Below are 24,381 nucleotides of genomic sequence, written 5' to 3'. Positions count from 1 at the left end.
AAAAACAGTCCAGAGAATACCAAATTTCTAAATAAGAATTTTGGGATAAATTCTCCCACACGAGCAAAATTTTATACAAAACATTAGTTTCAACGGAAAAAGGTTGTCAAATAAAGGTCAATGATGATTTCAAATCGAAATCAGACCATTTCTTCATTTTTCAACTCTGCCCAGGAATAGAAATGTTCTTGTGTGATTTCCAAAACTGTGCATTCCCGTGTTAATATTTTGTATGGAGGTTTAAATTCCGGACTTAGGGATTCTTCGAAAATTTTGAACTGAATGCCTATTTCTTTGAACTCAACTGTAAGTTTTGGGTGATTCAACTTCAGGATCTTTATAACTTGTGTTCTTGTCAAAAATTCTACAAGAGAAACAACGATCTTTTCTCCTATTGTTAAATTCTCTTTATAACGAATTTCTTGGATCTTCTTAATTAATTGGTGAGAAACATTTGCAAGAGAGGATCTAAAATCAGTTTCGATAGGCCATTCACTACAAAAAAGGATTATTGAGCGAGGGAAAAACATTTGCAATTTTGTTTTACTTCTATAACAGGAATCTGATATGCTAATAATGTTCTTTTTATCAAAATCATCTGTCATTCTATATATAAATCCACTTACATCATACGATAGCTTCATAAAACCCATTATAAGCCATAGAAGAGTATTATTAGGATCATTTGAAATTACTGAATAGTACTCTTTCTTATGTGGAAAATCATACTTATATTTGGACGAGTAAAAGCGAACATAGTGATTTCCTTTGCTAACAGATACATTTTCTATGCCTTCTATAATAATTTCTTTCAATTTTATCCAATTTAATTTATTTTTATCATCCAAAGCTGGAATATAGAGATATTCCCATAAAATTTCTTTTCTAATATTTTTTAAATCAAATCCATAGATAAATACAAGTTTCCAAAGCATTTTAGGTCGAGAAGTGGCATTTCTAATTATTTTTTCCCATATTAAACCTTCAGCGATATTATGACATTCAATTATGTACTGTAATCGTGGATTTTTGCTGATTATTGCATTTTCATCAATAAATCTCCTAGGGGTTAATTGTGTTTTCAGTGAATTTTTAATATTCATGATACAGCTACTAGTACTAGGAGGGAAAATAGCTTTTCCTCTATACGAATATCCATCTGGAGAACCAGCAACTAAAATTCCATCAAAACACAGAATTTTATTCTGCATCAGCACGTTATGGTCGTAAAATTTATAAAGTATTTTTTTTTCATTTTCAGAATCGACCAATATAGGACCTTTGTCATCAAAAATCCACTTTGCTTCTTCATTTTCTAAAACAAAATTGTTTTCTCCATTAATTAAAAAGGTTTCATATACTTTTCCTTCCAGATTCGAATTTATTTCACAAAAGTCTTGCTCGATGATTTTAATTTGCTCGATATTTGCTTTTTGAAGATGAGTTTTATGATATTTTATTCCTGGTGGAAGTGAAACTTTTTTAGCAATTTCTGGAATAAAACACTCAGAATAAATCCAAAAATTAGTTCCTCGTACATATCTGAGAATTGTAGTACATAATTTGATTATTTCTAAGCTTGGATGGTAATAAAGTTGTTTTTGCTTGCAAAATATTTTTACTTTTGTACCAATTTCAATATCTTCTGATAATTTCCTTATTACAATTCTGTTTATTATCCCATCAATTTCGACTTGCAATGGAATCTGCGCATTATTGCTTCCATATGATTTTCGAGTAGTTATTTGAATCCTATTGCCAATCATAAAACATGCAAGAAAACCGATTCCAAATTGAGCAATTGGATTGAATTCAAACCCTTTTTTCTTGAAAATATGGTTTATTTTTGAGAATTCATAGGATTGATAATATCCTTGACCAATTTTTACTAAATAGTTTAGTATTTCATTTTCATCCATACCAATTCCATTATCTTCGCATTCAAGAATTTCATTTCCGTCATCATCAAAATAATGTTTAAGTTCAATTTTCCCCTGTTCCCAAATAGCTCCAGATTCACTTAAGAAAAATAACCTTCTCATTTCCAAAGCATCTAAGGAGTTTTGGATCAGTTCTCGGATGCACAGAGAAGGATCTTTATACAATTGGTCGGTTAGAAATAGATCGATTATTTTCTTCTTATTAATTTCAAATACTAGATCATGATAAATATATGAGTCATTTTTTGGAAATATTCTACAATTATCTACTTGGAGTGGGATTTTGAATTGATATTTTGAATAATCCGCAGGGAAATTTTGAATAAGAATATTACATTGGACAAGTTCGATTCGAATCCATTCCATCAATTCATATACTGCTTTTTGATAGTCTGGATGGTCACATTCACAAGAATACCTAACCCTTTCAGAATTGATACTCCATCCATTTACTGAAAGATGTTTTTTCCATTCTTTGATGGATTTTGTATCAGAAATTGAAATTGTATCCCAAATAATTTTAGGTGTCCTATCTCTATCAAAATCTAAGATATCAGCTAATCGAAGAAGAATTCCAATAAAAACTGAATTGATTTGGAAATGCCCAATTTGAATATCATATGGATAATCTTTTTGATTGTTTAAATCGGAGGCCTTTTTTGAATGAGAAATACAAATTTTCGCTAATAGTGCCCTAATATCACAACCTTCAATAATGTAAAATGGATCTTTTAAGATCATCTCATCCCATATTACTTTTTTTACCCGTTCTCCATGTCTTATTCGAATAAAATTCTAAAAATGTGAAAAATATAAGACATCTTCAATTTTTGGAGAGATATCTTTTTGATATTCTATTAAAAATTTATAATCTCTTTCAATTTCTGATAATTTTAAGTTATGATTATTTTCTTTCCAAACTTCTACTGAATTAATATACTCAATCGAATTCTGAATTGAGTGTTTTTCTTGATCTTCTACAACCATCCCTTGATCATGAAACAGAGCACTTAAAATTAGAAGATATATTTCAATTGGATTCAGCTCATTTAGAATATGATCCTCAAGCAAAATTCCCATAATATATATTACTTTGATAAGATGATTTTCATCGTGCAATGTGAAATGCGGAAAGGTATCCCTTATTAGTTTTGATCTTTTCAACAAACTGGGAGTTATTTGTAAAATATTAATAGCAAGAATCTTCTCCAATTTTGTCCTTCCATCATTTAAATGATTCCAAAGTTTTGTCTCTTGTATTTGCATTGATAATACCAATTTTTTTTGTTTACTATCCTTTTTTTCCCTTATCGACTTTATTTCTTTTTAATACACTAATTTGTTGGATGATCATCTCAATTACTATCATAAGAAGTGACAATTATTATCCAAATTATAACTAGGAGATATAGTAAAGATATTTTGGATTTGTATGGATCTTCTAAAATCCCCCTAAGTTCTTTGTTCAATCAATTAAAAGAACTATTATTGATTAATGATTTAGGGATTTTTCAACTTATATCATTTCAGAATGAATACTCTGGATGATCACCCAACTATCCATTCATAATTCACTCAAAACAAGGATTTGGGTTGAATACCAGCTATTTTTTTTCCCAGTGAAATGATTACTTTAGATACTCAGTAATCCAACATTGAAATTGAAAACTATTAAGCATAATTAGCAAATTAAAGATAAATATATTTGATGACATTTATTGATCTATCAAAATTTGAATCTAGATAGACTGCTCCAATTAATACTTCAAAGAAGGTTTCCAAAAACCGTTCTTATTTGTATGTTTCTTTTTTTAATTCTCCTTTACTCATACGAAATAAGTATTCTGGCTTGATATTCATGTCTAAAAAAAGATGTCGTACTTCCTCAACTTGAGCTTCATGATTTATCCAGGAATCTCTGTATTTAGATATTTCTCCTCTTTCTGATAATCCAAGCTTAATCCCTTCATAAAGCCAATATATTTTATGAATTTCATCGCCAAATAAGGATAGGCTATCTCTAAAAAGACAATTTCCATTTTCATTTGAATACCCTTTTGAAGTTAGTGCTTGACTTAATAATTCCATATTTGTAAATTCATAATCAATACCTCCTTGATTACAAAAAAACACTTGATCTCAAAATTGATAAATATAAGTACGAATTTATCAAAGATGTAATCGCGATCTTAAATTCAATCGGCTTATACTCAAGCGATCAAAATGAAGGATATCTTGTTTTTGGTGTTGAAGAGAAAGAAGAAAATACATATCAGTTTTTTTCTATCAGCAATGTTGGTCAAATTGAAGATACCATAACCAATCTTCTTAAAAACTACGTAGAGCCAATCCCAAATTTTTTACCATTAGCTCAAACATTTGAGGATATTAAAGAATTGAAGATTGAAAGAAGAATTGGGGTAAATTTTCTTTTTTTAGAAGACAAAACTAAAATATTAAACTTGAAAGAAAAGCATATACTAATTTTGAAAATTTTTCGTGAAAAAAATACCGTATATGAAGTTTCTCGAGATGTTTCTTTTTCCAAAGCATTTTCTTTAAAAAAGACAACAGCGTGGTACAGATTTGGATCGCATACTGATATTCTAACGCAAGAACAAAGAAAAAAAATAATGAAACAGTAGATTTTACTTCCTATTCTCTTCCAAATTTAATTCCTGTATGAAAAGAAAATATTTGCAAATAATATATATCTGGTTTTCAAATAAAAGATAACTCATCTTAAATTTTTCATTCACATTCTTATTGTAGTGAGGAAATCTTTCACCAAAATTCATATCAATAACACCACCTGTATGAACGATTAAATTTCTGATGTAGTAATACAGCCTTAATTTTCCCCAAGCAATGAAATCAGATAAGGAAAGATTGCCATACTTCAACAAGATTTTTGCAAAATTATCAATATTTGTAAGATTCCTTTTTTGAATTTTTCTTGTTTTTTTCTTAAAATCTTCACTTCTTGATTGTAATAACTTAAAAAAGGCATGATTAAAAGATTCAAATATAGAAATGGAATATATAAATCCAATTTCGTAAATAATGTTATTTATTGGAAGATTATCCATACTATGTTCAATCAAATGATTAGGATATTTTAATATATAATTCATTTTTGCTTCATAAATTTCTTCAAAAATATCTTGTTTTGAATGATCTTGTGTGAATTGTCTATAATTTTCAATTGTTAAAGGTTGGATTGTTTTTTTAAAAATTCTTTTTTTCTTTTTAAAAAGAGAATTCTTCTTTTTCTTTGGTAAAATCGAAGTTAAACAAGATTTTTCCACATTTTTAACAAATTTATTGTAATTTTCACCCATATTAGTCAAATTAATTCGTAAATTATCAATACGCCAGAGATGCTCCCCAACCAGTAATTCCAATTCGTCATGAAAACTCATAATTTTATTCCCTAATTTTGTCTTTGTTTTAATTATTAAAGGTACATTCAAAATAATATATTATTTGAGATATTTGTATAACTACCCATGGCTCCTTTTTTGGATTTTAATTTTTATTCTTCTAAATCATTTTTCGAGTTCGATAATCTAGATTTGTTAGTTTTGATCTTTCAATTTGGAAGGATAAGAATTCCAAAATTCTTGAAGAGCCACTTTAAAGAAATGAGGTTCTTCCAAATTAGGAGACTTATCAGCAATTTTTACTCTATCATCATTATTGATCAGAAGTTTTTCAGTGTCAAAATCGACAAATCGCAGGATACATAAACGAAGAACATCATAAAGACATTGGGATGCCTTAGATAAAGAAATAAACTCAGAGAAATCTGATCTTAAGTTAAATTCTCCTTCATGAATGATTTTATTTCTTGCTTCATATATTTTTTCAACGAAATTTTGGATGACTTGCTTTTGATCTGGACTCTTGGATAGAATATTTGAAATTCTGTTAGCTAACTTCTGTTTCTTGGCATAACTTTCTCTATTTGGAAATAAGACCTCAAAAATAATTGAAGATTCAATAATTTTGTCAAAAAACCGGGTAAAATTGGTAAACCGATAAAATCTGCCGAAAATTGTTTCAAATGATGCGTTGTTACGTTGATTAAAACGATTTTCAACAAATTGACTAAGAAAGGAGATCATTTCGTAATTAAAAGTTATGGATGTGTCAAAATGCCATTTGTGAACAATAGTGTCATTAATCCATCTTGGAACTATCCCTCCAGAACCTGAAGAGCAATATCCATTATGAATGTCGATGGAATAATTAATTTTTGAATTTGCAGAAGTTCTACAATAAAATCGAACGTTTGCACCTGTAAATCCAAGTAATCGTAATCCTTCTTCATTAAATTCTGGAGGTTTTAAATGGGGAGATTTTCTTACATCAGAATTATCCAAAGACGACAATTTTACTCGAACAGAAGAGTGAATCCATCCTGTTGTGTTCCTCAGTAAGCTATCTGATTCATAGTCAGATTGGCGATTATGGACTTTAATATCCCGAGGAATTCCAAGATCTCGACTTAAAAGTTCCCGATCTTTATCCGTAGGATAGACAATTTTTTGTTTTAACTCTTGATTAAAGATTTTTATGTCCCCATTTACACCAATCCCATAAAAAAAATAATAATATTCAAGAATACATTCGTGGGATAATTCTAGATCGATTATTTCTTCAATTGAAGATTCTAAATCGGAAAAATTATAAGATAAATCTTGAAAAAGTGATAAGATATCAAGATCACTTTGGTTCATGCATGCAGGTTCAAAAATTAGATCAAAACATCGCATAATTAGGTGGGAAAAGAAAATTTTTCGAGGTTGGGAGAATGTAGTTAGTTCTTCTGGTAATAAATTGTATTCAATTAAAAAACTCCAATTAGAATTATTTTTTGGATCTGTTTTATATTCCCTTAATATTTTAATTAGTCCGCTTAAAGAGAGAGAGATAATAGAAATCAAATTTGAGCTGGAAGAATTCTCATCTTTTGGATTAGTTGTTATGCTAAGGACTAATTTCTTCCTATAGAGAAGAGAATTATAATAATCCATGCCATCGAAATTTTGTTCCGCCATTGAGAATTCTTTAGAATTTATGGCTGCCTTCAGAAATTTCATCCCTGAAATAAGAATAGAATCAATAATCTGATAGAATTTATGCTTCAATTCTGGATCCTTGATGATTTTGTCTAATTCCATTTTTTTCATTTATTTAATTGTTTTCAAAAATAAATACATATCTAATTCCAATGAAATTCCCAGCAAAAGATGAATTTGTAGACCTTTAAATGAAGAGGACAAAATAGTATTTTGTGATGTAAAAATGGTAGAAAACAATAACAAAAAACGAAACATTACCATTGATTTAGGTAAAGAAGGAAAAATGAATTATGAGATTGACCGAGATTCTCCATTTGAAAGTTGGCCTATGCCAGTTAAGCTTGAATGTCTCAACTGTATTTTAATATTGTATAATGTAAGACTTATTACAGAAAAAACCTACGTTGAAAAATACCAGAAATATTTTGAGAAATATGACTGTGAGCTGCAGGAATTACTTCAATTTTCATGAAAGCTGTTTTGGAGTTTCAGAAATGAATTTTCGAAAAGTAGATCCTGAAAAAATCAAAAAAATTGAAAAGTATTTTGATTTTGTCCAAATGACTACTGATATTCTAAAAATAGACTGGGAAACGGTATTCTTGGAAAAAAATGAAACAGAAATTGAGATCGCATATGGAAAAATTTTGAAGGATATAATATCTGATCATTTCATTTCAAAAAGGTTCAGAAACTTTGAAATAATTGAAATTGAAGAATTTATAGAAAATTCATTCAACATAGTGGTCAATTACTTCATGATACAAGAAATAAACGCTAGAAAAAAGCAAATAGCAGTTAAAATTTTAAATTATTTAGCTGAATGTATAAATTCAAAATAAATCATTTATTTTCAATAGATTTAATTCCATTTTCCAGTATTATTGTGAAAAGCGAAAGAAATGCGACATTACATCGGGGGGTTCGCAAAATTTTTGGTTTCCGAGTGATCATAATCTGACATTTCGGAATGTAGGAAAGGCGAATTATGGAGTTCAATGGAAATATGAAGTGTTCCAATTAGTTTAGAATACATTTGCCTAGTAAAACAAATATAAATTTGAAAATAATGCAGATCGCAACGATTAAAGATAGGAGCATCATCAATACATCCACTCAAAGAAAGATCAAGTTTGGAAGAGAAATTCAATCAATAGCATTGGATGTCCTCAAATTAGAATCTTCAATCTTTACGTGAATAAGATCTTTTAAATATAAGAGCAAGTGCTTGACAAATTTTTGGAATGTACTCATTTTTATCAACAAAAAAAATCAGAATGCTAGGAAGCATTATGGCATCTCAAACATATATTCGTTCAATTTCTTTCCAAATAATTCCAAAACCTCATCCATAGAATTATGTTTACAATACACAATAGGGATATTGAATCCTTTATAATTCAATATAATTTCTCTGCTGATGTATTGTAAATAGTACTTTTGACAGATTTCACAATAGAACACTTTTTCCATGTGTGAAGCGAGATATTTAGGATTATTTGCCTTCTCAAATTCTTGAATGATCTTAAATTGCAAATCAGCTTGATCCTTATCATCATACTCAACATCATGAATTACGATATCCGTGTGTTCATCATTCCAGCACATTGATGTGATTTGCCAAAAATCTTTTATCATGCCTAATATTTCTATTTTGAGTTTAAATATATACTGTGAAAATCTCACGTACTAATTATCGAAACATTATAATTGGTGTTTGATTGCGATTATTATGGGATTATCAAAGAGTTGCTTAACATACACAATATTTTTCAAATTATTTCATCTCAGAATGAATATTCTGGATAATCGTATAATTTTTCCATCCATAATTCACTCAAAACAGGGATTGGGTTTGAACATTGGATCTTTTTTATCCCAGTGTAATGTTCATTTTGAATACTCAGTAATACAACATTTGAGGTTGAAAACTAATAAGTATTATTAGCAAATTAAAGATAAATAAATTGATGAAGTATATTGATCTATCAATATTGGAATCGAAACAGACTGTTCCAATTAATGCTTCAAAGAAAGATTCCAAAAACCGTTCTTCCTTGTATGTTTCTTCTTTTTATTCTCCTTTACTCATACATATCTAATTCTCTTGAGTTTCTAAGTAATAAATGAAATTATAGAAGTTTAAATTTATATGACAAAAAAGTATTTTGTGATGTAAAAATGGTATAAAGTAAAGAAGTGAAAAGATATAGCACGATTGATTAAGTTAAAGAAGGAAAAAATTATTATTTGATAAATTTAGATACTCACTTTGAGAATTAGACAATATTTATCAAGTTTGAATATCTTAATAGATGATCATTCTTGTTTAATGAAGGATCAATTACAAAAAAGAAACAGAGAGAGAAATATTGCAAAGGGTTTCAAATTTTCTTTAATTTTCCTAAAAGTTTTAGTATTGAAAAAAAAGAAATGAGTGTTTATCAAAATGAGCCAATTTACAGGAATCTGCCCTGTTTGTCAAGGGGAAATTATTTTCAATGAAGAAGAATTTCAGCGAGAAATTATAGAAGATATGGAATTAAAATGTCCTCATTTGGGTTGCGAATGGGATTTATTCATAAAGGAAATTAAGAGTAATAAAGTTATTTTAAAAGAAATAAGTAAAAAAGCATCTATTGCACTTGAAATAGATGATTATGATCCAAGAAAGTATAGTAGAGAATTTTCAGAAGAATACATGAAAATTTTAGACAATTATAATGATGAACAATTACTAGAAGAAGATGAAAAAAAATATGAATTTTAAGACTTTATTTTCCATTTTCTATTATTATTGTGAAAAGCGAAAGAAATGCGACATTGAGTCGATGCCATTTCAATCCTCCAATCCAAATTTGAACCCACATTAAAGCCCTTTGCAATCAATTCAGATTACAATATGATCGGATTTGCCATGTTTAATTCAATCAAGGAAGAATTAGACAGTTATTGGATTTATCGGATAATGATAGATAAAAAATATCAACGAAAGGGATTGGGAGTAATTGCACTAAAAAAACTCATCGATCTAATGACGACTTTACCTGAATGTACTCGTATCGCGGTTGGATATCAACCTAAAAATGTAGCGACACATAAATTTTATTCAAAAATGGGATTTTATGATTATCGAGACCGGTTTGGGAAAGAAATGGCAATTATTTTAAAAATATAATAAAATTAAGTAGGAATTCAGCAGAAAGTTTCAGAATTCGTCCAACAATTATAAAAATCCATTTTTACCAATTTCTCATAGATGACATAAAACAAATAGTGAAAACATATTTGTCTAAGAATAAATAGATCTGTTTCATCAAATTTTAATTCCTCTGGAGGTATTTTACCTTTTTCCTTGTTTGTGCATGGCTCATTTATTATTTCATATCAAAAACAAAATTGCTTTTATTTTAGTTAACATTTGAGATCATCAAGGTTTTTACAATGAAAAAGAAGAAATCAAATAAAACAAACATTAATTTAGTATGTGCTTTTGGCTCTGTACTAATTTTAGTGGCAATCGTAGGAGGATTCTTCACAAAATTCTTTGCATTCTGGAAATTTGAAGGAAATGTACCTACAATAATTGAGGGTAGCATATTCATTCAACCGTTCAATAGTATTACTACACATTTAACGGGCCTCCAAGAATACAGTTATTCGGAAACATTAGCACTGCTAATATATTTATTGTTTTTAATTGTGAGTGTACTGGGGATTGTCAGTAGTATTCTAAACAATCGTTTACTCGCATTAATCGGAAGCACAATAGGAATGATTACGGTTCCACTATCAATTTACTTGATCATGCAAATTATTGACAAAAATAATTTTATTTTCCAAGGAAACGAACTATCAGCTCTTTTTACCTATAATAAAACACTTGAAACTGGAACTTATTCCATCGGATTATGGATGGGTTTTTATTTTTGTGCAGCTGGAACATATATCATGGCACTGGGAGTACCAAAATCTAAAAGGAGGGCAAAAAAGTGAGTAATCAAGGAAAAAATGTGAATAACTCAAGATTTAATAGAAAGTCGATCTCGATAATACTAGCAATTATGTTAGTGTTTAGCACAACCAATTATCTGTTTGGAATTTCACAAGCATTATCTGATGAATCATTTGATAACCAAAGAGAATTTAATTTAGACTGCACTCCCGAATCGGTTTTGCTCAATTCTACATATATTGTATATCGAGGGGGCGATCAAGGAGAAGAAATTGCAAACTACCATTCAAAATCTTCAAAACCAGTAGCTTCAGACTATTCTAATCCTCTTGGAGGAGAATCTACACTTTTTATGCCCCTAGACGAAATTGCCATCTTCCCTTCCTATTCATCTATTGCACAAGGTTGGATTCTGAATGATAATATGAGCAATTTTGCGGAGGTAAAAGAGTACGGTTCTGGATTTGTAATTGAAGATTGTGTTTCTGGAAATTTTGATAATGATAGTGCTGACGAAATTCTGATGGGCCTTTCAAATTCAACTGTTATTCTTATTAAGAATATAAACAATAGTTATATCATTTCTTGGCAATATTCCTTTGTGGATCAACCCAACGGAGGAAGTAAATTGGCAGTTGGAGATTTTGATAATGACGGTATTGATGAATTTGCTCGTTTGCAAGCCTGGCAAAGTGGCACTCATGACTTCTTCAACCTTACTTGGTATGATATCGCAGAGGATAGATTTATGAACTCTCTAGTCTGGAATGATGGGGATTTAGGAGATTTGGCATTTGCTTTTAGCCCTCAAATAGATACAGGAGATGTGGATGGCGACGGAGCAGATGAAACAGTTATAATAGGAGGAAATCATTACATATGGATTTATGATGATGCGATTGCACCCACACCATTTATGGAATTAAGATATATTGGTTTACCTGGAGTGGAGCAATGGATTCTCTTTTCCGGCTCAGACCTAGCATTGATTGATATTGATGGAGACCAACGTGATGAAATCATTGTTGTTTCTGATTCAAATAACTTTATCATATTTGAGGATGCGCTCCATTTTCCTTCTTATGAAAAAACTACTTACGCCATGCCAGGATTTGGCAACATCATCGGAGCAAATATTGATTCGGATCCAATGGAAGAAATTATTTTATTCAAAGGAGGTGATCAGCGGGACAGATATATCAAGGTTCTTGATGATCAACGATCAGGATTTGCAGAACTATTTTTCTCGGGTGATGTTCCCTATTTCAACAAAGGATCACTTGATGCAGGTGATATCGATTGTGATGGTCGGGATGAAATAGTTATTGGAAGTTTTGCTTCATTTACAGTATTAGATGATGCAAATTCATCAATTCCGTTTGGAACATTGTATTCGGATACTGAACACGTTTCAGATGATTGGCCATTAGTAGTTTGTGGTGATTTTGATGGTGATGGAGCAGTTTTAAATTATACGGGGGTGAATTGGGAAGAAAAAACACCCCCAGGTATTATGATGGTGATGGCCGCCCCTCCCACTTATAATGGAATCTCTCAGAATTTAGAACATAGTTTTACATCATATGGGGATAAAACGTCATATGGATCATCATCTGAGAACACTGTCGAAACTTCCGCTAGTGCACTAACAGGTTTTAAAGTTTCGCAATTGGGAGTCGAATTAGGAACAAATAGTCTAGTAAAAGAAGCTCTTGCTGAAACACAAACTGTCACAGAAGTTGTGGCCGTTTCTTCAGGGTATGCTTCCGGCGCAACTGATAATGCAGTGATATTTCAAGTGACAACTTACAAAAATTATGAATATGAAATTACCACCTATCCTGCAAATGCAACCTTAGTTGGTGCATTTGTTTGTATTGGGATACCCCAATTACCTCTTATTTATAAAGCAACGGCCAGTTGGTTTAATAGAGCTTACCCCAATGCAACGCAAATAGGTTCTGAAACATTTAACCACACAATTGGCCAACCATGGACCTATCATCCAATATCAGATGTGGGGAGCATTGCACCTACAAATTGGCATTCTACAACACAAACTGTGGGGCAAGGAACAGCACAAAATACAATTTCAATTGATATTTCAGCACAAATGGGATCAGGAATGTCTAGAACACATTCGTCTGAAACGACAAATTTCGGATTGGTTATGGGAAATGGTTATCAGCAATCAACAGGAAGCAGTGAAACTACCGGGTTCACGGTAACATATGGAAATTCAACCAAATTTGAAGGAAGTATTGGGGATATTGAAAACGCTGATACTTGGTCAGATTTAAATTACTCATTTGGATTATTTGTATATGATGTGAATCGAACCAATGGAGTTCGCTATCGAGTGATAAATTACTGGGTTGATGGTGCAAAAGTGTTCATACCATCACCAATTAACGCCATCTCAGAAAATATTGCACCCTTTTCAGTTTGGATGGCAACAATTGCATTACCCATAGTTGTCTTAATTTCAAAATTGAGTAAAATCAAAAAATAGTAATCTTACCCAAATATTCCAGTTAATTATTGGTTTTACTTTAATTGTTTATTTTTTTAACCTTTTTTCCTAACACCTACAACGCGTTTATATCGAGATAAATATTTCAAGATTTGATTTTTCCCTTTCTTTTGCCTTAAAATGGATTTATCATAAAAAATATAAAAGAAACAGATGATATCAAAGGCATGCTTAGGCATCCATTCCCCAAGGATGTTTCTACTGCTTGCTTAAGATAAAAGCTTAATAGACTCCCGATAAAAATGTAATTGCGGTTAATATTTCATTTTTGCCAATTCTGAAGATTCTGGAGAACAATAGTAACTTTATGTGATCCTACCACCGCTTATATCAAAAAAAGGCTTGTCATCCCTGTTCGTAATGCACCTTGATTCCCTTGGAGCGGGATTAGGAAGTATCTAGGTCAAGTATCTTCCATGGATCTTTGTTAATCAATATCTTAGTTGGAATGTTGAATCAGAACGAAAATGTATCTAAGCATTTCTCAAAAAATAGTGGGAAAATAGCCTACTGACTGACAAATTAAAAGAAATCAGCATCTATTTGAAATCAATGAAGAGAAAAAAGTTAGAATTGATTTGTATTGAAACTATGTTGCAAATTTCTCTAGAAGTAAAGTCCATTTTTCTTTTATTGCGAGATTGTCTTTAAAGTCGGTTTTCTGATAGAGATATTGTAAAGTTTCAAATAGAGCTTTATCATTGGGGTTGATTAAGCCAATAGCTTTGTCAATATTTAGGGCTAAAACTTCATGAACGAGCCAGGATTTCATTTTTTTTAAAACTTCCTGCTTGAATGAAAAATCCTCATCATTAAGATATTTTAAAATATATTTAAACTCAGGGCTTTTTGATTGAATATACTTTTTCTTGAGAAAACCATCCGCGAGGGCTTGTAATACTTGTTTACGTGATTTAAAATCTGTTTTTTCGCAATAATTAAACAAGGAAGGAGGGAGATATGGTTTCTTTCCATAATATTCTTTCATGAATTTCTGAATGATAATTTCTTGAGCTTTATCATCCAAATATGCAAAATTTTTTTCTGATTCAAATAAAGATAGTCTTTTATTTTTATAAATGTATTCGGCCGCTTTTTTGGTTCCGGTTTTCATTAAATCAATGAAGTAATTGTCACGTCTTTTATCAACATCGCGACTTGCTTCTTTTTTCTTTAACAGCTTGATACTTTTGATAAAATAATCAACCAAAATGGATTTAGCTTCGGGGGTATTAATTTTCATCAACTTCTGACAGGCAAGATTTTTTTCCTTTTGAACCGCCTTTGGATTCGAAATTAGCAGTTTTAAGGTTGAAATATCTTGAATTTCAGGTATATTACCTTCTACGCTCTCTTTTTCTGTCATACAATCACCATTTTAATTTTCATCCAAATAATATAGACCAACAATGGTATATTAACATGAGTATATAAACGTTTTGTGACTAAATCACCCAATTCTATTATATTGATTAATAAAATCGCTATTTTGGTTAGAATCATTTCACATATTGAGGATTTATGTGCCAATATGAGAAATCATTGAACTTTGAAACGATTTGGTCTTAGGGTTTGATATTTCAGGAAAAAAATTCACAGAGTAGAAGGAGACCCTCAAAAAGTCAAAAACAATGAGGATGTAAGACTATTCTAAAAAATTGAAGGGTGGAATATTAAACTTGCCAATTATTTTGCTTATTTATACAATATCATAATGCATGGCTTGGACGGATGTTCACTCTATATTACCGAATCATATCGATTTACAGCTAGGGAAAATAGAAGTTCTATCCATAAATGACTAAAGAAAATAAAAGAAATTACTAAAAATAAAAAATAACGAAAGTTTAAAGAAATTTTACGTTTTAATAACGATTACTTCGTCGTTCTCGTTGTTGAAAAGGGGCAGCTTCAGTTACGACGACATTTTTAGCTTCCATTCCTTTTTCGCCTTGCACGGAATCGAAAGTTACTTTATCATTTTCATTTAAACTAGCGAAAGCATCGCCTTCTACCACAATTGCACTGTGGTGTACAAATACATCTTTATCTCCTTCGTCAGGAGTTATAAAACCAAAGCCTTTAGAGCTATTGAACCATTTAACAGAACCTGTTGCCATATTAATTCACTTATTTTTTTTTTTGTTTCGACTTCGTCAAAAACAAATTGATAAAAACAAAAATCGAATCGAAACCCAATTTATCTTCCTACCTAATTATTTAAATATACTATTTAACTAAAACTTATTGTTTTTTCTCCCTTTTTTTTAGTAAAATAGCTATTTGAGAGATAGAAGAATTTTCTGTAAATCTTTCGAAATAAAACAAAAAAGACATAGTGATTTTTAGGTTTTGTTCGATAAACCAAAGTAATTATGAATCTTTTGAGCCACTTCTTCGGCTGAAAGATTGGTGTTATTAATTTTTAAAAAGTTCTGAGAGAAATGAAAAGGGTTTTCACTGCTTGAATTTAATATATATTTATTGTTCATTTGAATAAGGCGTTTCTCAGATTCAGGAATATTTTTCTTTGAAGGTTTTGCTTTAAGGCGAGAAGAGCGCTTGTTCCTCCGAAGACGTTCCTCAAGGGTAGCTTCTAATTCCACATAATAAACTTTCCGATTTTGAGATGTGAAAATATGAGTTATTTCTTCCAAATACACCTTTTCTGCTTCACGTGATTGCTCATCCAACGCAGTTACGTAGGTAAAAATTAATCCTGAAAGATCCGACTTTGCAACTTCTTCAAAGATGCTCATCCTAAATTGGTAATCTAACTTCTTAAAACTCGGAGTTCCGTAATTAAAGAATTTGAGGATAAGTTCAATGGTATCATGATTAATGAACAATTTAAAGCCAGTCAAACGAGCCAAGGCCTGTCCAACGGCCATTTTACCGACAGCAGGAGGTCCAATAAGAAAAATCAAAACCATGCACTTTACATAGATTTATACATCCTTAAATTTTGTGAAAAAGAATTAGGTGTCGATAATGAAATGAAAGAGACGTAAATTTCTTTCTTCACCTCTTTTTTTTTGTAACTGAAAAAAAATCAAAATTGACAAGTTTCATAGGAAACAGATTTGGTTGATATTTCCACACCTTTTTTTTCAAAATATTAACAAAAATTTAAATCCTAGATGATATCAGTTAAAAATAGAATTATTATTCATTAGATTTAAGATATGGATTAAAAAGCATTGAAATCCCATATAGATCTAGAAATATGTCTAATCATTATTCTATATATAATTGTCACATCCATATTTTTGAAACAGCATGTGTCCCAAGGAAATTATTTGGAGGGATTGCACGAATAATCTACCAAAATAAAAGGTTTGATCGTCTAATCAATAGATGGTCTCAAAAAAAGAAATCCAGACTCGATCAGAGAGAAAGAATTGCGAGATTTATAGAAATAGGAGGATTATCTTCTCGGAAGATATTTGAACATGCAATCAAGTTTTATGCCCCTGGAACTTCTTTTGTTGTTCTTTCTATGGATCTAGCTGCAATGGGAGCAGGAAAACCCATTCAGAAATATCACGTTCAACTCAAAAAATTGATCAATTTAAAAAAAGATTATAAGGATTTAGTTCTACCATTTCTCTGTGTTGATCCAAGAAGGCGAGAATTTCTTAAAGAAAATGGTGAAACTATCGAAAATACTTCCAATATAAATATTAAACTTGCACTAAAGAACTTCGTCCAATATTGGATCGAGAAACGAAATTTTCATGGAATTAAACTCTACCCACCCTTAGGGTATTTTCCTTGGGATGAACGATTTGATTATTTATATGATTATGCTGAGAAGAATGAAATTCCTGTGATAACACATTGTTCGTCAGGAATAATTAACTCTCAAGAAAAAAAAAAAGTCTTAATCGCTCGGATTGAAGAAAATGTTCAAAAGTTGAAAGCTTGTGGGATAAAAATAAATCCAAAGAATTTAAGAAAAATGACTCGAAAAGAAATTTGCTCTATTTTCTCTCATCCATTTAATTACTTACATCTTTTAAAACGATGGCCAAAATTGAAGATTTGTTTGGCACATTTCGGCGGAGCAGATGAAATCGATAAATATTTGTTTCCTTTTCCTCAAGAAGATGTTATTAATAATTGGTTCTGGTATATTCGAGAGATGCTCATAAAGCATAAATCACTATATACCGATATATCATTTCAATGGGGGGATAGACGATTTGATTCCTTACTAAAAGTCATACTATTGAGAAGTAGGATATCTTCACAAATTCTTTTTGGATCTGATTACTATATGAATCAAATTGCATTTTCTGAACGAAATTTTGGATTAGATTTGCGGGGATATCTTGGAGAAAGTGAATTCAAGAAAATAGCTTATTCTAATGCAAAATCCTTTCTCTTTCCAGAACCCATTCTAATTTCTCAAAATGAGTAATACTCTCACAGATCTTTATATTTTACTCATTTTTTCATTTGAATCCCTGTATTATGTATTTAAGCAAGCTTTGGAATAAAAATGTTTTAAAAGGTAAAAATGAGTGCGATTTTCGAATTTAAAAGTTGATTTTTTATTATTCTCTTTTTTAAAAATGCTGAAAAATTGTACTAAATCTCCAATCTTATTTCAAAAACGGATTTGGTGATTTATTGAAATAGAAGAAATTGGAATAATTATTAGAATGAATCATTTTTTTTTAAAGGTTTCAAATTAAATCGAATTTCAAGAAAGGATATATATCAGCAAACAGAATTGTTGGGAAATTAAAAAATGCAATAGAGCACCTGGTGGAAATTAAGTTAAGGAACTTGGAATTTGTCAAGCTGCAATGCAAAAAGAAGTTGATGGAATACTTGATGGAAAGATGGGGGGAAAGTGATTGTAAGCTTTGTGATTTTTATCTCCAAACTAAAAAAGAAGAAGGTTTAAAAACAAAACTATTGTGTACAATCTTGTCTTACTTAGAATAATGGAAAATTTATCGAAAAAGTGAATATTCCTCTATTTAGATTAAAAAATAAAATAAAACAACCCTTCAATAATGTTCTTCTGCATTCTTTTTAGCCAATTTCCAAAAATTTATAATCAGAAGCAATAAATACACTATTTGAAAAAATGGATGTGTTCACACTAATTTTTCTTGTTTTAGGTTTAAGTATAGATGACTTTACGCTTGCATTCGCTATTGCAATAATGCAAACTGAAGAATCGAGAGTTAAGAAATTGTTGTTTTCGCTTCGTATTGCTGGAGCATTTACTATTTCCACGATTATTATCTCACTCCTTGGATGGTTTGTTGGAATTATTTTGACAGATCTCTTATTAAAAATCGGTTCATGGCTAGTATTGATTGCATTTGTATTCGTAGGAATTTGGATAATCAGAGAAGCCATAGAAGGAGAAAATGAGCAAAAACTAAAAGAAAAAAACATTTTTTCTTTTTGGATCTTAATTTTAATCGGAATCTTGGGGAGTATCGATGAAGGTGTAATAGGTATTACCTATTCTCAACTTGATTTTTCAATTGCTATGTTTTTTATTCTATTGGCGACTATAAACTTCTTTTTTGCGATAATAGGAGTTTATGTTGGGGGTATTAAATCAAAAATGAATCTTTTCTGGGTAAAGGTCATGACCGGATTATTTTTCATCTTAATTGGAATCAAAAATTGGGCATCTAAATTCTTCTAAATCAACAAACTTGTTTTTCTGGAGTGGATATTTATCCAAGAATTAATATCATAATGGGAGAACGGATTATATATGTTTTATCTTATTCACATCATAATGAATAAGAGTGTTTATCCTTATTCCTGGTTTGAAAATATGATATAAAAAAAAAATTTTGTGTATTTAAGCCAGATTAATTCATTAAAATTCTATCCTACCATAATTCTTCAAAATTTTTAAGTATTTCAAGGTTAATTGCCCACTCCATTCATCGGGTACACTTTTCATATCTGATGGGTAATCAAAATTCCATGTAGGGGAAAAATGACCAAATTTGTAGAGTTTTTCAATTAGAAAATCTAGATTGTGAGAAATATGCTCTTCAGGAAATGAAAACCTCTCATTAGAAGGGGATGGAAAAAATTCAAGTGGTTGAGGAACATAACGATTCCATTGAGAATCATCCAGAATAACAAGTTTATTTATCGCTAAACTCAACTTAGCTCTTATAGTTTCTTGATCTTCAACATCGAGGATGGGAAATAAATGAAGATAACAGAAAATTTCATTTTCGGAACCAAATTCTACTTTGTTTACAATATTGTTTATTGCTTTTTCAACACAATCCGGTATTATCTTATGCATATTTGGAGAAATGAGAGTTTTATACTTTAAAAGATAAGCAAGAATTTCTGCACTTGGATTGCCCCAATTTTTATCAATAATGGTCATATTTATATCTGGATCGTATTTCCACCAAGGTGCATGGGGATAATTATTAACTTCACTCCTAATAGCAAACCATCCTTTTCGCGCAGGATTATAGGAATCAAATAAAAAATCACTCGTTTTTGAAATCATTTCTCGTTTTTTTGGAGATTCTGGCAAGGAATCAAGAATTCTTAAACCGATGCTAGTAGCCATTGGAGAGGAGAGGGGTAATCTGAAATCGGGTTCTAGGCCATGACCAAACCCTCCATCTGCATTTTGGTACTGTTCAAGAGCTTTACAAACAGAATTAGCAGAACCATTAAGAAAAGTAAACTTGAATTGTGCTTTTTCAATCTCTCTAGCAGAGTTGAAAAAAAAATGTGAAATCTCTTCCATTTTGTCAGGAGAGATCTTTTTTGGTGACATAAATAATATTTCTTCTTCAAACTTTAATTAATTATCAATATGATAAAATTTGGTAACAAGATTAGAGTTAAAGATTTCTTTCTTAATTTCTTTAATCAGATGACCATATGATGGCCTAAGGAAAGCTAAAACCTTCTACTTATTACCATATAATTCATGATATTTCTTATAAAACCCTTCGGCTGTCATGATCTCATCCATAACAGGAGGAAACAAGATTCCATAAATCGCAGGTATATTTTCCACTTTTCCATATTGAAGCGAAACTAATTTTGGTTCAATTCCATTTTTAGTTTGGAACTGCATATGCGTTTGTTGTGGTAATGGAGTTTTTTTTTTTCTAGCTTCAACAAAATCAATCTTAATTTTCTCTTTGTTTTCTGGAAAAATATCGTAATAAGAATCCAAAGCAAGTAACTCTTCAATTGAATACCCAGTCATCTCACAGTAATAATTATTTGCATAATAAAATTTGTATTGCTTTGATTTTGTTTCTTGGAGAATAAAGATTGCAACACCCAACACACTCAAAGCATCGAAAAAACTATTAATAATCTGCCGATCATATTGCGTTTTCAAACCTAAACCAACCAACATAGCAACATTTAGACATAATGATTTTTCACGTTGACTAAATTCGCGATCGATGTCTGATGAATTCAAAATCATAGTGCCGAAGCGATCCTTACCAATAAATACAGGAAGTAATAATAAAGAAGCAATATCTAATTTATCTGCGAGAATCTTAAGTTTTGGAGAAAATTTTGCAGAATTCATCGTAGCAAATATGTTCAGAGGTACCGATTCAGCATAAGTATCCAAGAGTCCTTCAGAAAAGAATTCTTCAATTTGTTCTGGAACTAAGTTATAATTTGAAGCAGTCCAACTTCCTTCAATATGGTATTTATTTTGATGAAAATGACCATTATGCTTCATGATTAAAATAAAGGAGCCACCTATTGAATTACCTAAAGTACGTAGAATCCCATCAATTTTGGTGCTTGTATTTGCAGAATCCGGAACCAACATTGAAGAAATCATAGAAATTACATTAGAGTATTGAATTTGTAATTCCCGTTCTCTGAGAGTTTTCTGAACTTTATTCAATTCGGTGATATCTCGAGCTACACCCAGAAAAGAGGTAATATTTCCTGAAGCATCATGTAGCGGAACAGCATTTGTAGATAATTCAAGATAACGGCCATTTTTCTTTTTTACACGATATTCAAGAGAATTCACAGATATATTGTTTGTAAGTGAATTCAATTCAGACATAACACGCTTGAAATCATCAGGATGAATTAATTCACCGAGATTAAGAGCCATAAATTCTTCTTTTGTATATCCGAGATTATTCAATGTGGCTTTATTTACAAATTCAATTTTTTCATCAATTGACTGGATAAAAATAAGTTCATTTGATGTTTCAACCACGCTACGATACAACATCTCGGAATTGGAAAGTTTTTCCATCATTTCAGCCGATTGCGTTATATCTTCATAGATCAAATATTTTAACCCAGAGTCTAAAATTGATAATCTAAGGATGACTTTTTTAACAGATGAATCCTTACACAGAAACAAATACCTTTTTGGAGGAATTAAACGAGTCATAGATCCCTTAGTATCGTGGAGAAATGTGTACAACATATCTTTTTTATAATCCATATTCGAAAGAGTACGTTCAAATAAAATTTCTGCAGTGGGAATTTCATCAATTGAATATCCAAAAGTAATATTAAATTCAGGATTAATGTAATCGACGAGATTTGATCGACTTAATAGGACAATTGGAAAAGGAGAATGTTCCACTAACTGTCTGAATTTATGCTCCCTTTCTATAAGTGATAATTCATCTTCTTTTTTTTGTGTAATATCTCGAATTGTCCCAATACTATAAAGAGGAGTTCCATCTTCACTTCTAAAATAAGTAAATCGATCGCTTAACCAAATCCATTTCCCATCCTTACAATGAAATCTTGCTTCTGCAGTATGAGAAACGGCCAAGGAATCAGAATTTTTCAGAATTTCCGCCAATTCTTCTTGATTTCGACGAAGATCCTTTTGATTAGTATGTTTATAATATTCATCCACCAATACATCTTGAAGTTGAAGTCCGGTTATTTTTTCCGCGATTGGGCTGATATAATCATATTTATTCGTTTTGAAATTTAATCGGTAGGATATATCCAATGAATTTTCAATCACTTCTTGGAAGTATTGCTTCGTTTTTTTAAGAGCAATCTCGGCATTTTTTTGCTTGGAAATATCTTCTAGCATAACGACAATTGAATCTAATTCCCCATTTTGAGATAAAATTGGAAAAGCAACAGCCCTAAGAATAATATTTTTATCTATTAAATCAGGATGAGTATTTTTGGGATTTAGATTAAATTCTGGAATATGAAGAGTTTTTCCTGCAGCTAATTGCTGATACCATTGATTTAATTGACCACGGTTTTTAAAATTGCCATCATCATAAACGGAATAATCCAATCCTACATCAGTTTCTATCAACTGATGGAGTGCATCATTACTTCTTAAGAAATTCAATTTTTTATCAAATATTATTATAGCATAAGGGTTATATTTAATAATATTGTTCAATTGCCACCGTTCTTGAATCAAAGCATTCTCTATGGCATCTTTTTCATAGATATTGCTGATAAGTTCAGCAAAAATACTTACTGATGTTAATGCTGAAGAAGACCACTCTGTAATGGGATTTGGTTTATTAATACCAACAAAAGCGATAATTTTATTTTGCCTCTTAATCCCATACGCGAATACGGCCTTAATTTGTCCTTTTTTGAATAAATCGCGTTCAAATTGGGCATCTTCAGGTAATAAGTCACAATTTGGTATATTTATGAAATTGTGTTCAGATAACTGGCGATGCCACCATTTTTGTTCATCATATGGAACATTACTAAAACTACTTAAAATAGAAAGGTTTTTCTGGCTCACCCATTCATATTTAGTGGAAGCAGTTTTGTTATCCCAATTTATATGAGTTAAAAAAACTCTCTCTGCTTGATATAATTTTCCCAAGTCAGCGAGGGATTTTTCAATTGAACTCTCAAGATTATACTCCCCCGTAAATCTGGAAATAATTTTTGATATAGTCTGTTCATTGACAATTTTTTCTTGTAATTGAAAGTGTTTTGCTTCTAATTCTTGAGTACGTTTGTGAATTGTAGCTTCCAGATGATCTTGATAATCAGACAAGGCGATTTCCGCTTTTTTCCGTTCGGTTACATCTTCATAGAGAAATACAGGATATTTTAAGATCCCAGAAGCATCAAAAATTGAAAATATGGTCGCTCGAATATACATCTCCTTGTTGGGCAAATTTGGATTTAGTTCATGTGTATTATAGTAAACATCATCAGAATGATAAACATCCCCGTTCAATATCGCGCGATTAACACCGTCCAGAAGACCTTGAGACTTTATTATAGGATCAGTAAAAATAGAATAATCATCAGGAGGTTCACATTCCCACATCTTCTTATAAGCCTGATTGCTATGTAAATAATAACCTTCAGCATCAAAAATAGCTATAGCGAAAGGATTATTTTCAATAATTTTACCAAGCATCAAGCGTTCTTCATGGTATTCAGTCTCTCGCTCTGATAACACTTCTTCAGCATTTCGTGAGGTTTTTTCTCTTCCAACAGCCAATATCGATGGTTCTTCTTGAGAATTTTTGCGGACTAAAGATAACCACGTTTCAATGTGGACCAGTTTTCCATTTTTTTTTTTCAAAGGCTTATTAATTGATCGGATTTCTCCATCAATAAGGGGAGAGCAAAATAAATCTATGAGTTTTGAATTATCTTCATCAAAGAAAAATTGATAAATCCACATTCTATCAATCTCATTTAAAGAATACCCTAATCGCTGAGAAACCAAAGAATTTGCATAATGAATTTTTCCTTTTGGAGAGTAAATGAACACGAAACTGCCCATATTTTCGAAAATACTAGGGTCGATATTGTTTAATCTCCACTCCGTATTCAATTAGATATTCCCTCCTTATTTGAAATTATTTTGCGTAAGAATCGATTTTT

The 24,381-nt window shown here is 30.7% G+C and carries 19 protein-coding genes and 1 pseudogene; 9 read left to right on the top strand and 11 right to left on the bottom strand.

Annotated elements, in window-relative coordinates; all coding sequences use genetic code 11:
* Positions 1-140: 140 nt before the first annotated feature.
* The 3 genes and pseudogenes from NEF87_RS24255 to NEF87_RS24245 form a co-directional block, all read right to left on the bottom strand.
* Positions 141-2,306: an ATP-binding protein gene (locus tag NEF87_RS24255; protein WP_457920148.1), complete on the bottom strand. Its 2,166-nt coding sequence runs from the start codon at positions 2,304-2,306 to the stop codon at positions 141-143.
* Positions 2,295-3,206, bottom strand: a pseudogene (locus NEF87_RS24250) (HD domain-containing protein); the annotation flags it as partial. The gene NEF87_RS24255 and the pseudogene NEF87_RS24250, both read right to left, overlap by 12 nt.
* Before the next feature lie 525 nt (positions 3,207-3,731).
* On the bottom strand, positions 3,732-4,028 hold the full coding sequence (locus NEF87_RS24245; RefSeq protein ID WP_457917858.1) for a hypothetical protein: 297 nt from the start codon (positions 4,026-4,028) through the stop codon (positions 3,732-3,734).
* A gap of 8 nt (positions 4,029-4,036) precedes the next feature.
* On the opposite strand from NEF87_RS24245, the gene NEF87_RS24240 reads away from it, so the two are divergent.
* Complete coding sequence (locus NEF87_RS24240; protein ID WP_457920147.1) at positions 4,037-4,585, top strand: AlbA family DNA-binding domain-containing protein; 549 nt, start codon at positions 4,037-4,039, stop codon at positions 4,583-4,585.
* A gap of 3 nt (positions 4,586-4,588) precedes the next feature.
* Here NEF87_RS24240 and NEF87_RS24235 read toward each other — a convergent pair whose 3' ends face one another.
* Positions 4,589-5,362, bottom strand: coding sequence for a hypothetical protein (locus tag NEF87_RS24235; RefSeq protein WP_457917857.1), 774 nt, complete (start codon positions 5,360-5,362; stop codon positions 4,589-4,591).
* Positions 5,363-5,518: 156 nt separating this feature from the next.
* Complete coding sequence (locus NEF87_RS24230; protein ID WP_457917856.1) at positions 5,519-7,126, bottom strand: HEPN domain-containing protein; 1,608 nt, start codon at positions 7,124-7,126, stop codon at positions 5,519-5,521.
* Between the two features lie 124 nt (positions 7,127-7,250).
* On the opposite strand from NEF87_RS24230, the gene NEF87_RS24225 reads away from it, so the two are divergent.
* Both NEF87_RS24225 and NEF87_RS24220 read left to right on the top strand, forming a co-directional pair.
* Positions 7,251-7,499 carry a hypothetical protein gene (locus tag NEF87_RS24225; RefSeq protein ID WP_457917855.1) on the top strand — a complete coding sequence of 83 codons (249 nt, stop codon included), beginning with the start codon at positions 7,251-7,253 and terminating at the stop codon, positions 7,497-7,499.
* Positions 7,500-7,521: 22 nt separating this feature from the next.
* On the top strand, positions 7,522-7,869 hold the full coding sequence (locus NEF87_RS24220; RefSeq protein ID WP_457917854.1) for a hypothetical protein: 348 nt from the start codon (positions 7,522-7,524) through the stop codon (positions 7,867-7,869).
* A gap of 448 nt (positions 7,870-8,317) precedes the next feature.
* Here the strand turns inward: NEF87_RS24220 and NEF87_RS24215 are convergent, their stop codons facing one another.
* The gene (locus NEF87_RS24215; protein WP_457917853.1) at positions 8,318-8,665 is read right to left on the bottom strand and encodes a hypothetical protein; all 348 of its coding nucleotides are present in this window, start codon (positions 8,663-8,665) and stop codon (positions 8,318-8,320) included.
* An 811-nt stretch (positions 8,666-9,476) separates the two neighbouring features.
* Between NEF87_RS24215 and NEF87_RS24210 the strand changes: the two genes are divergently transcribed.
* The 4 genes from NEF87_RS24210 to NEF87_RS24195 all read left to right on the top strand — a co-directional run bounded on the left by NEF87_RS24210 (position 9,477) and on the right by NEF87_RS24195 (position 13,494).
* Entirely contained in the window at positions 9,477-9,797 is a 321-nt protein-coding gene (locus NEF87_RS24210) for a hypothetical protein (protein WP_457917852.1), read from the top strand.
* Positions 9,798-9,863: 66 nt separating this feature from the next.
* A complete protein-coding gene (locus NEF87_RS24205) occupies positions 9,864-10,205 on the top strand; it encodes a GNAT family N-acetyltransferase (RefSeq protein WP_457920146.1) in 342 nt (113 codons plus the stop codon).
* Positions 10,206-10,471: 266 nt separating this feature from the next.
* Positions 10,472-11,023 (top strand): hypothetical protein, encoded by a 552-nt coding sequence (locus NEF87_RS24200; protein WP_457917851.1) that lies wholly within the window; start codon positions 10,472-10,474, stop codon positions 11,021-11,023.
* Complete coding sequence (locus NEF87_RS24195; RefSeq protein WP_457917850.1) at positions 11,020-13,494, top strand: FG-GAP repeat domain-containing protein; 2,475 nt, start codon at positions 11,020-11,022, stop codon at positions 13,492-13,494. The genes NEF87_RS24200 and NEF87_RS24195 overlap by 4 nt, the downstream gene beginning before the upstream one ends.
* Before the next feature lie 610 nt (positions 13,495-14,104).
* Here NEF87_RS24195 and NEF87_RS24190 read toward each other — a convergent pair.
* The 3 genes from NEF87_RS24190 to NEF87_RS24180 form a co-directional block, all read right to left on the bottom strand.
* The gene (locus tag NEF87_RS24190) at positions 14,105-14,881 is read right to left on the bottom strand and encodes a hypothetical protein (RefSeq protein WP_457917849.1); all 777 of its coding nucleotides are present in this window, start codon (positions 14,879-14,881) and stop codon (positions 14,105-14,107) included.
* Between the two features lie 499 nt (positions 14,882-15,380).
* Positions 15,381-15,635: a cold-shock protein gene (locus NEF87_RS24185; protein ID WP_371804101.1), complete on the bottom strand. Its 255-nt coding sequence runs from the start codon at positions 15,633-15,635 to the stop codon at positions 15,381-15,383.
* Between the two features lie 225 nt (positions 15,636-15,860).
* Positions 15,861-16,448: an AAA family ATPase gene (locus NEF87_RS24180; RefSeq protein ID WP_457917848.1), complete on the bottom strand. Its 588-nt coding sequence runs from the start codon at positions 16,446-16,448 to the stop codon at positions 15,861-15,863.
* A gap of 293 nt (positions 16,449-16,741) precedes the next feature.
* Here NEF87_RS24180 and NEF87_RS24175 point away from each other — a divergent pair, with 293 nt between their 5' ends.
* Positions 16,742-17,938 carry an amidohydrolase family protein gene (locus tag NEF87_RS24175; protein WP_457917847.1) on the top strand — a complete coding sequence of 399 codons (1,197 nt, stop codon included), beginning with the start codon at positions 16,742-16,744 and terminating at the stop codon, positions 17,936-17,938.
* 678 nt (positions 17,939-18,616) lie between these two features.
* Positions 18,617-19,192 carry a manganese efflux pump MntP gene (locus NEF87_RS24170; protein WP_457917846.1) on the top strand — a complete coding sequence of 192 codons (576 nt, stop codon included), beginning with the start codon at positions 18,617-18,619 and terminating at the stop codon, positions 19,190-19,192.
* Between the two features lie 180 nt (positions 19,193-19,372).
* Here the strand turns inward: NEF87_RS24170 and NEF87_RS24165 are convergent, their stop codons facing one another.
* On the bottom strand, positions 19,373-20,308 hold the full coding sequence (locus NEF87_RS24165) for a hypothetical protein (protein ID WP_457917845.1): 936 nt from the start codon (positions 20,306-20,308) through the stop codon (positions 19,373-19,375).
* A 135-nt stretch (positions 20,309-20,443) separates the two neighbouring features.
* Positions 20,444-24,331: a PAS domain S-box protein gene (locus tag NEF87_RS24160; RefSeq protein ID WP_457917844.1), complete on the bottom strand. Its 3,888-nt coding sequence runs from the start codon at positions 24,329-24,331 to the stop codon at positions 20,444-20,446.
* Positions 24,332-24,381: the final 50 nt, after the last annotated feature.

It is taken from the genome of Candidatus Lokiarchaeum ossiferum (assembly GCA_025839675.1).
GTDB lineage: Archaea > Asgardarchaeota > Lokiarchaeia > Sigyniarchaeales > Promethearchaeaceae > Lokiarchaeum > Lokiarchaeum ossiferum.
The sequence above is the reverse complement of the archived record's forward strand: the minus strand, read 5'-3'. Positions and strand labels throughout refer to the sequence as shown.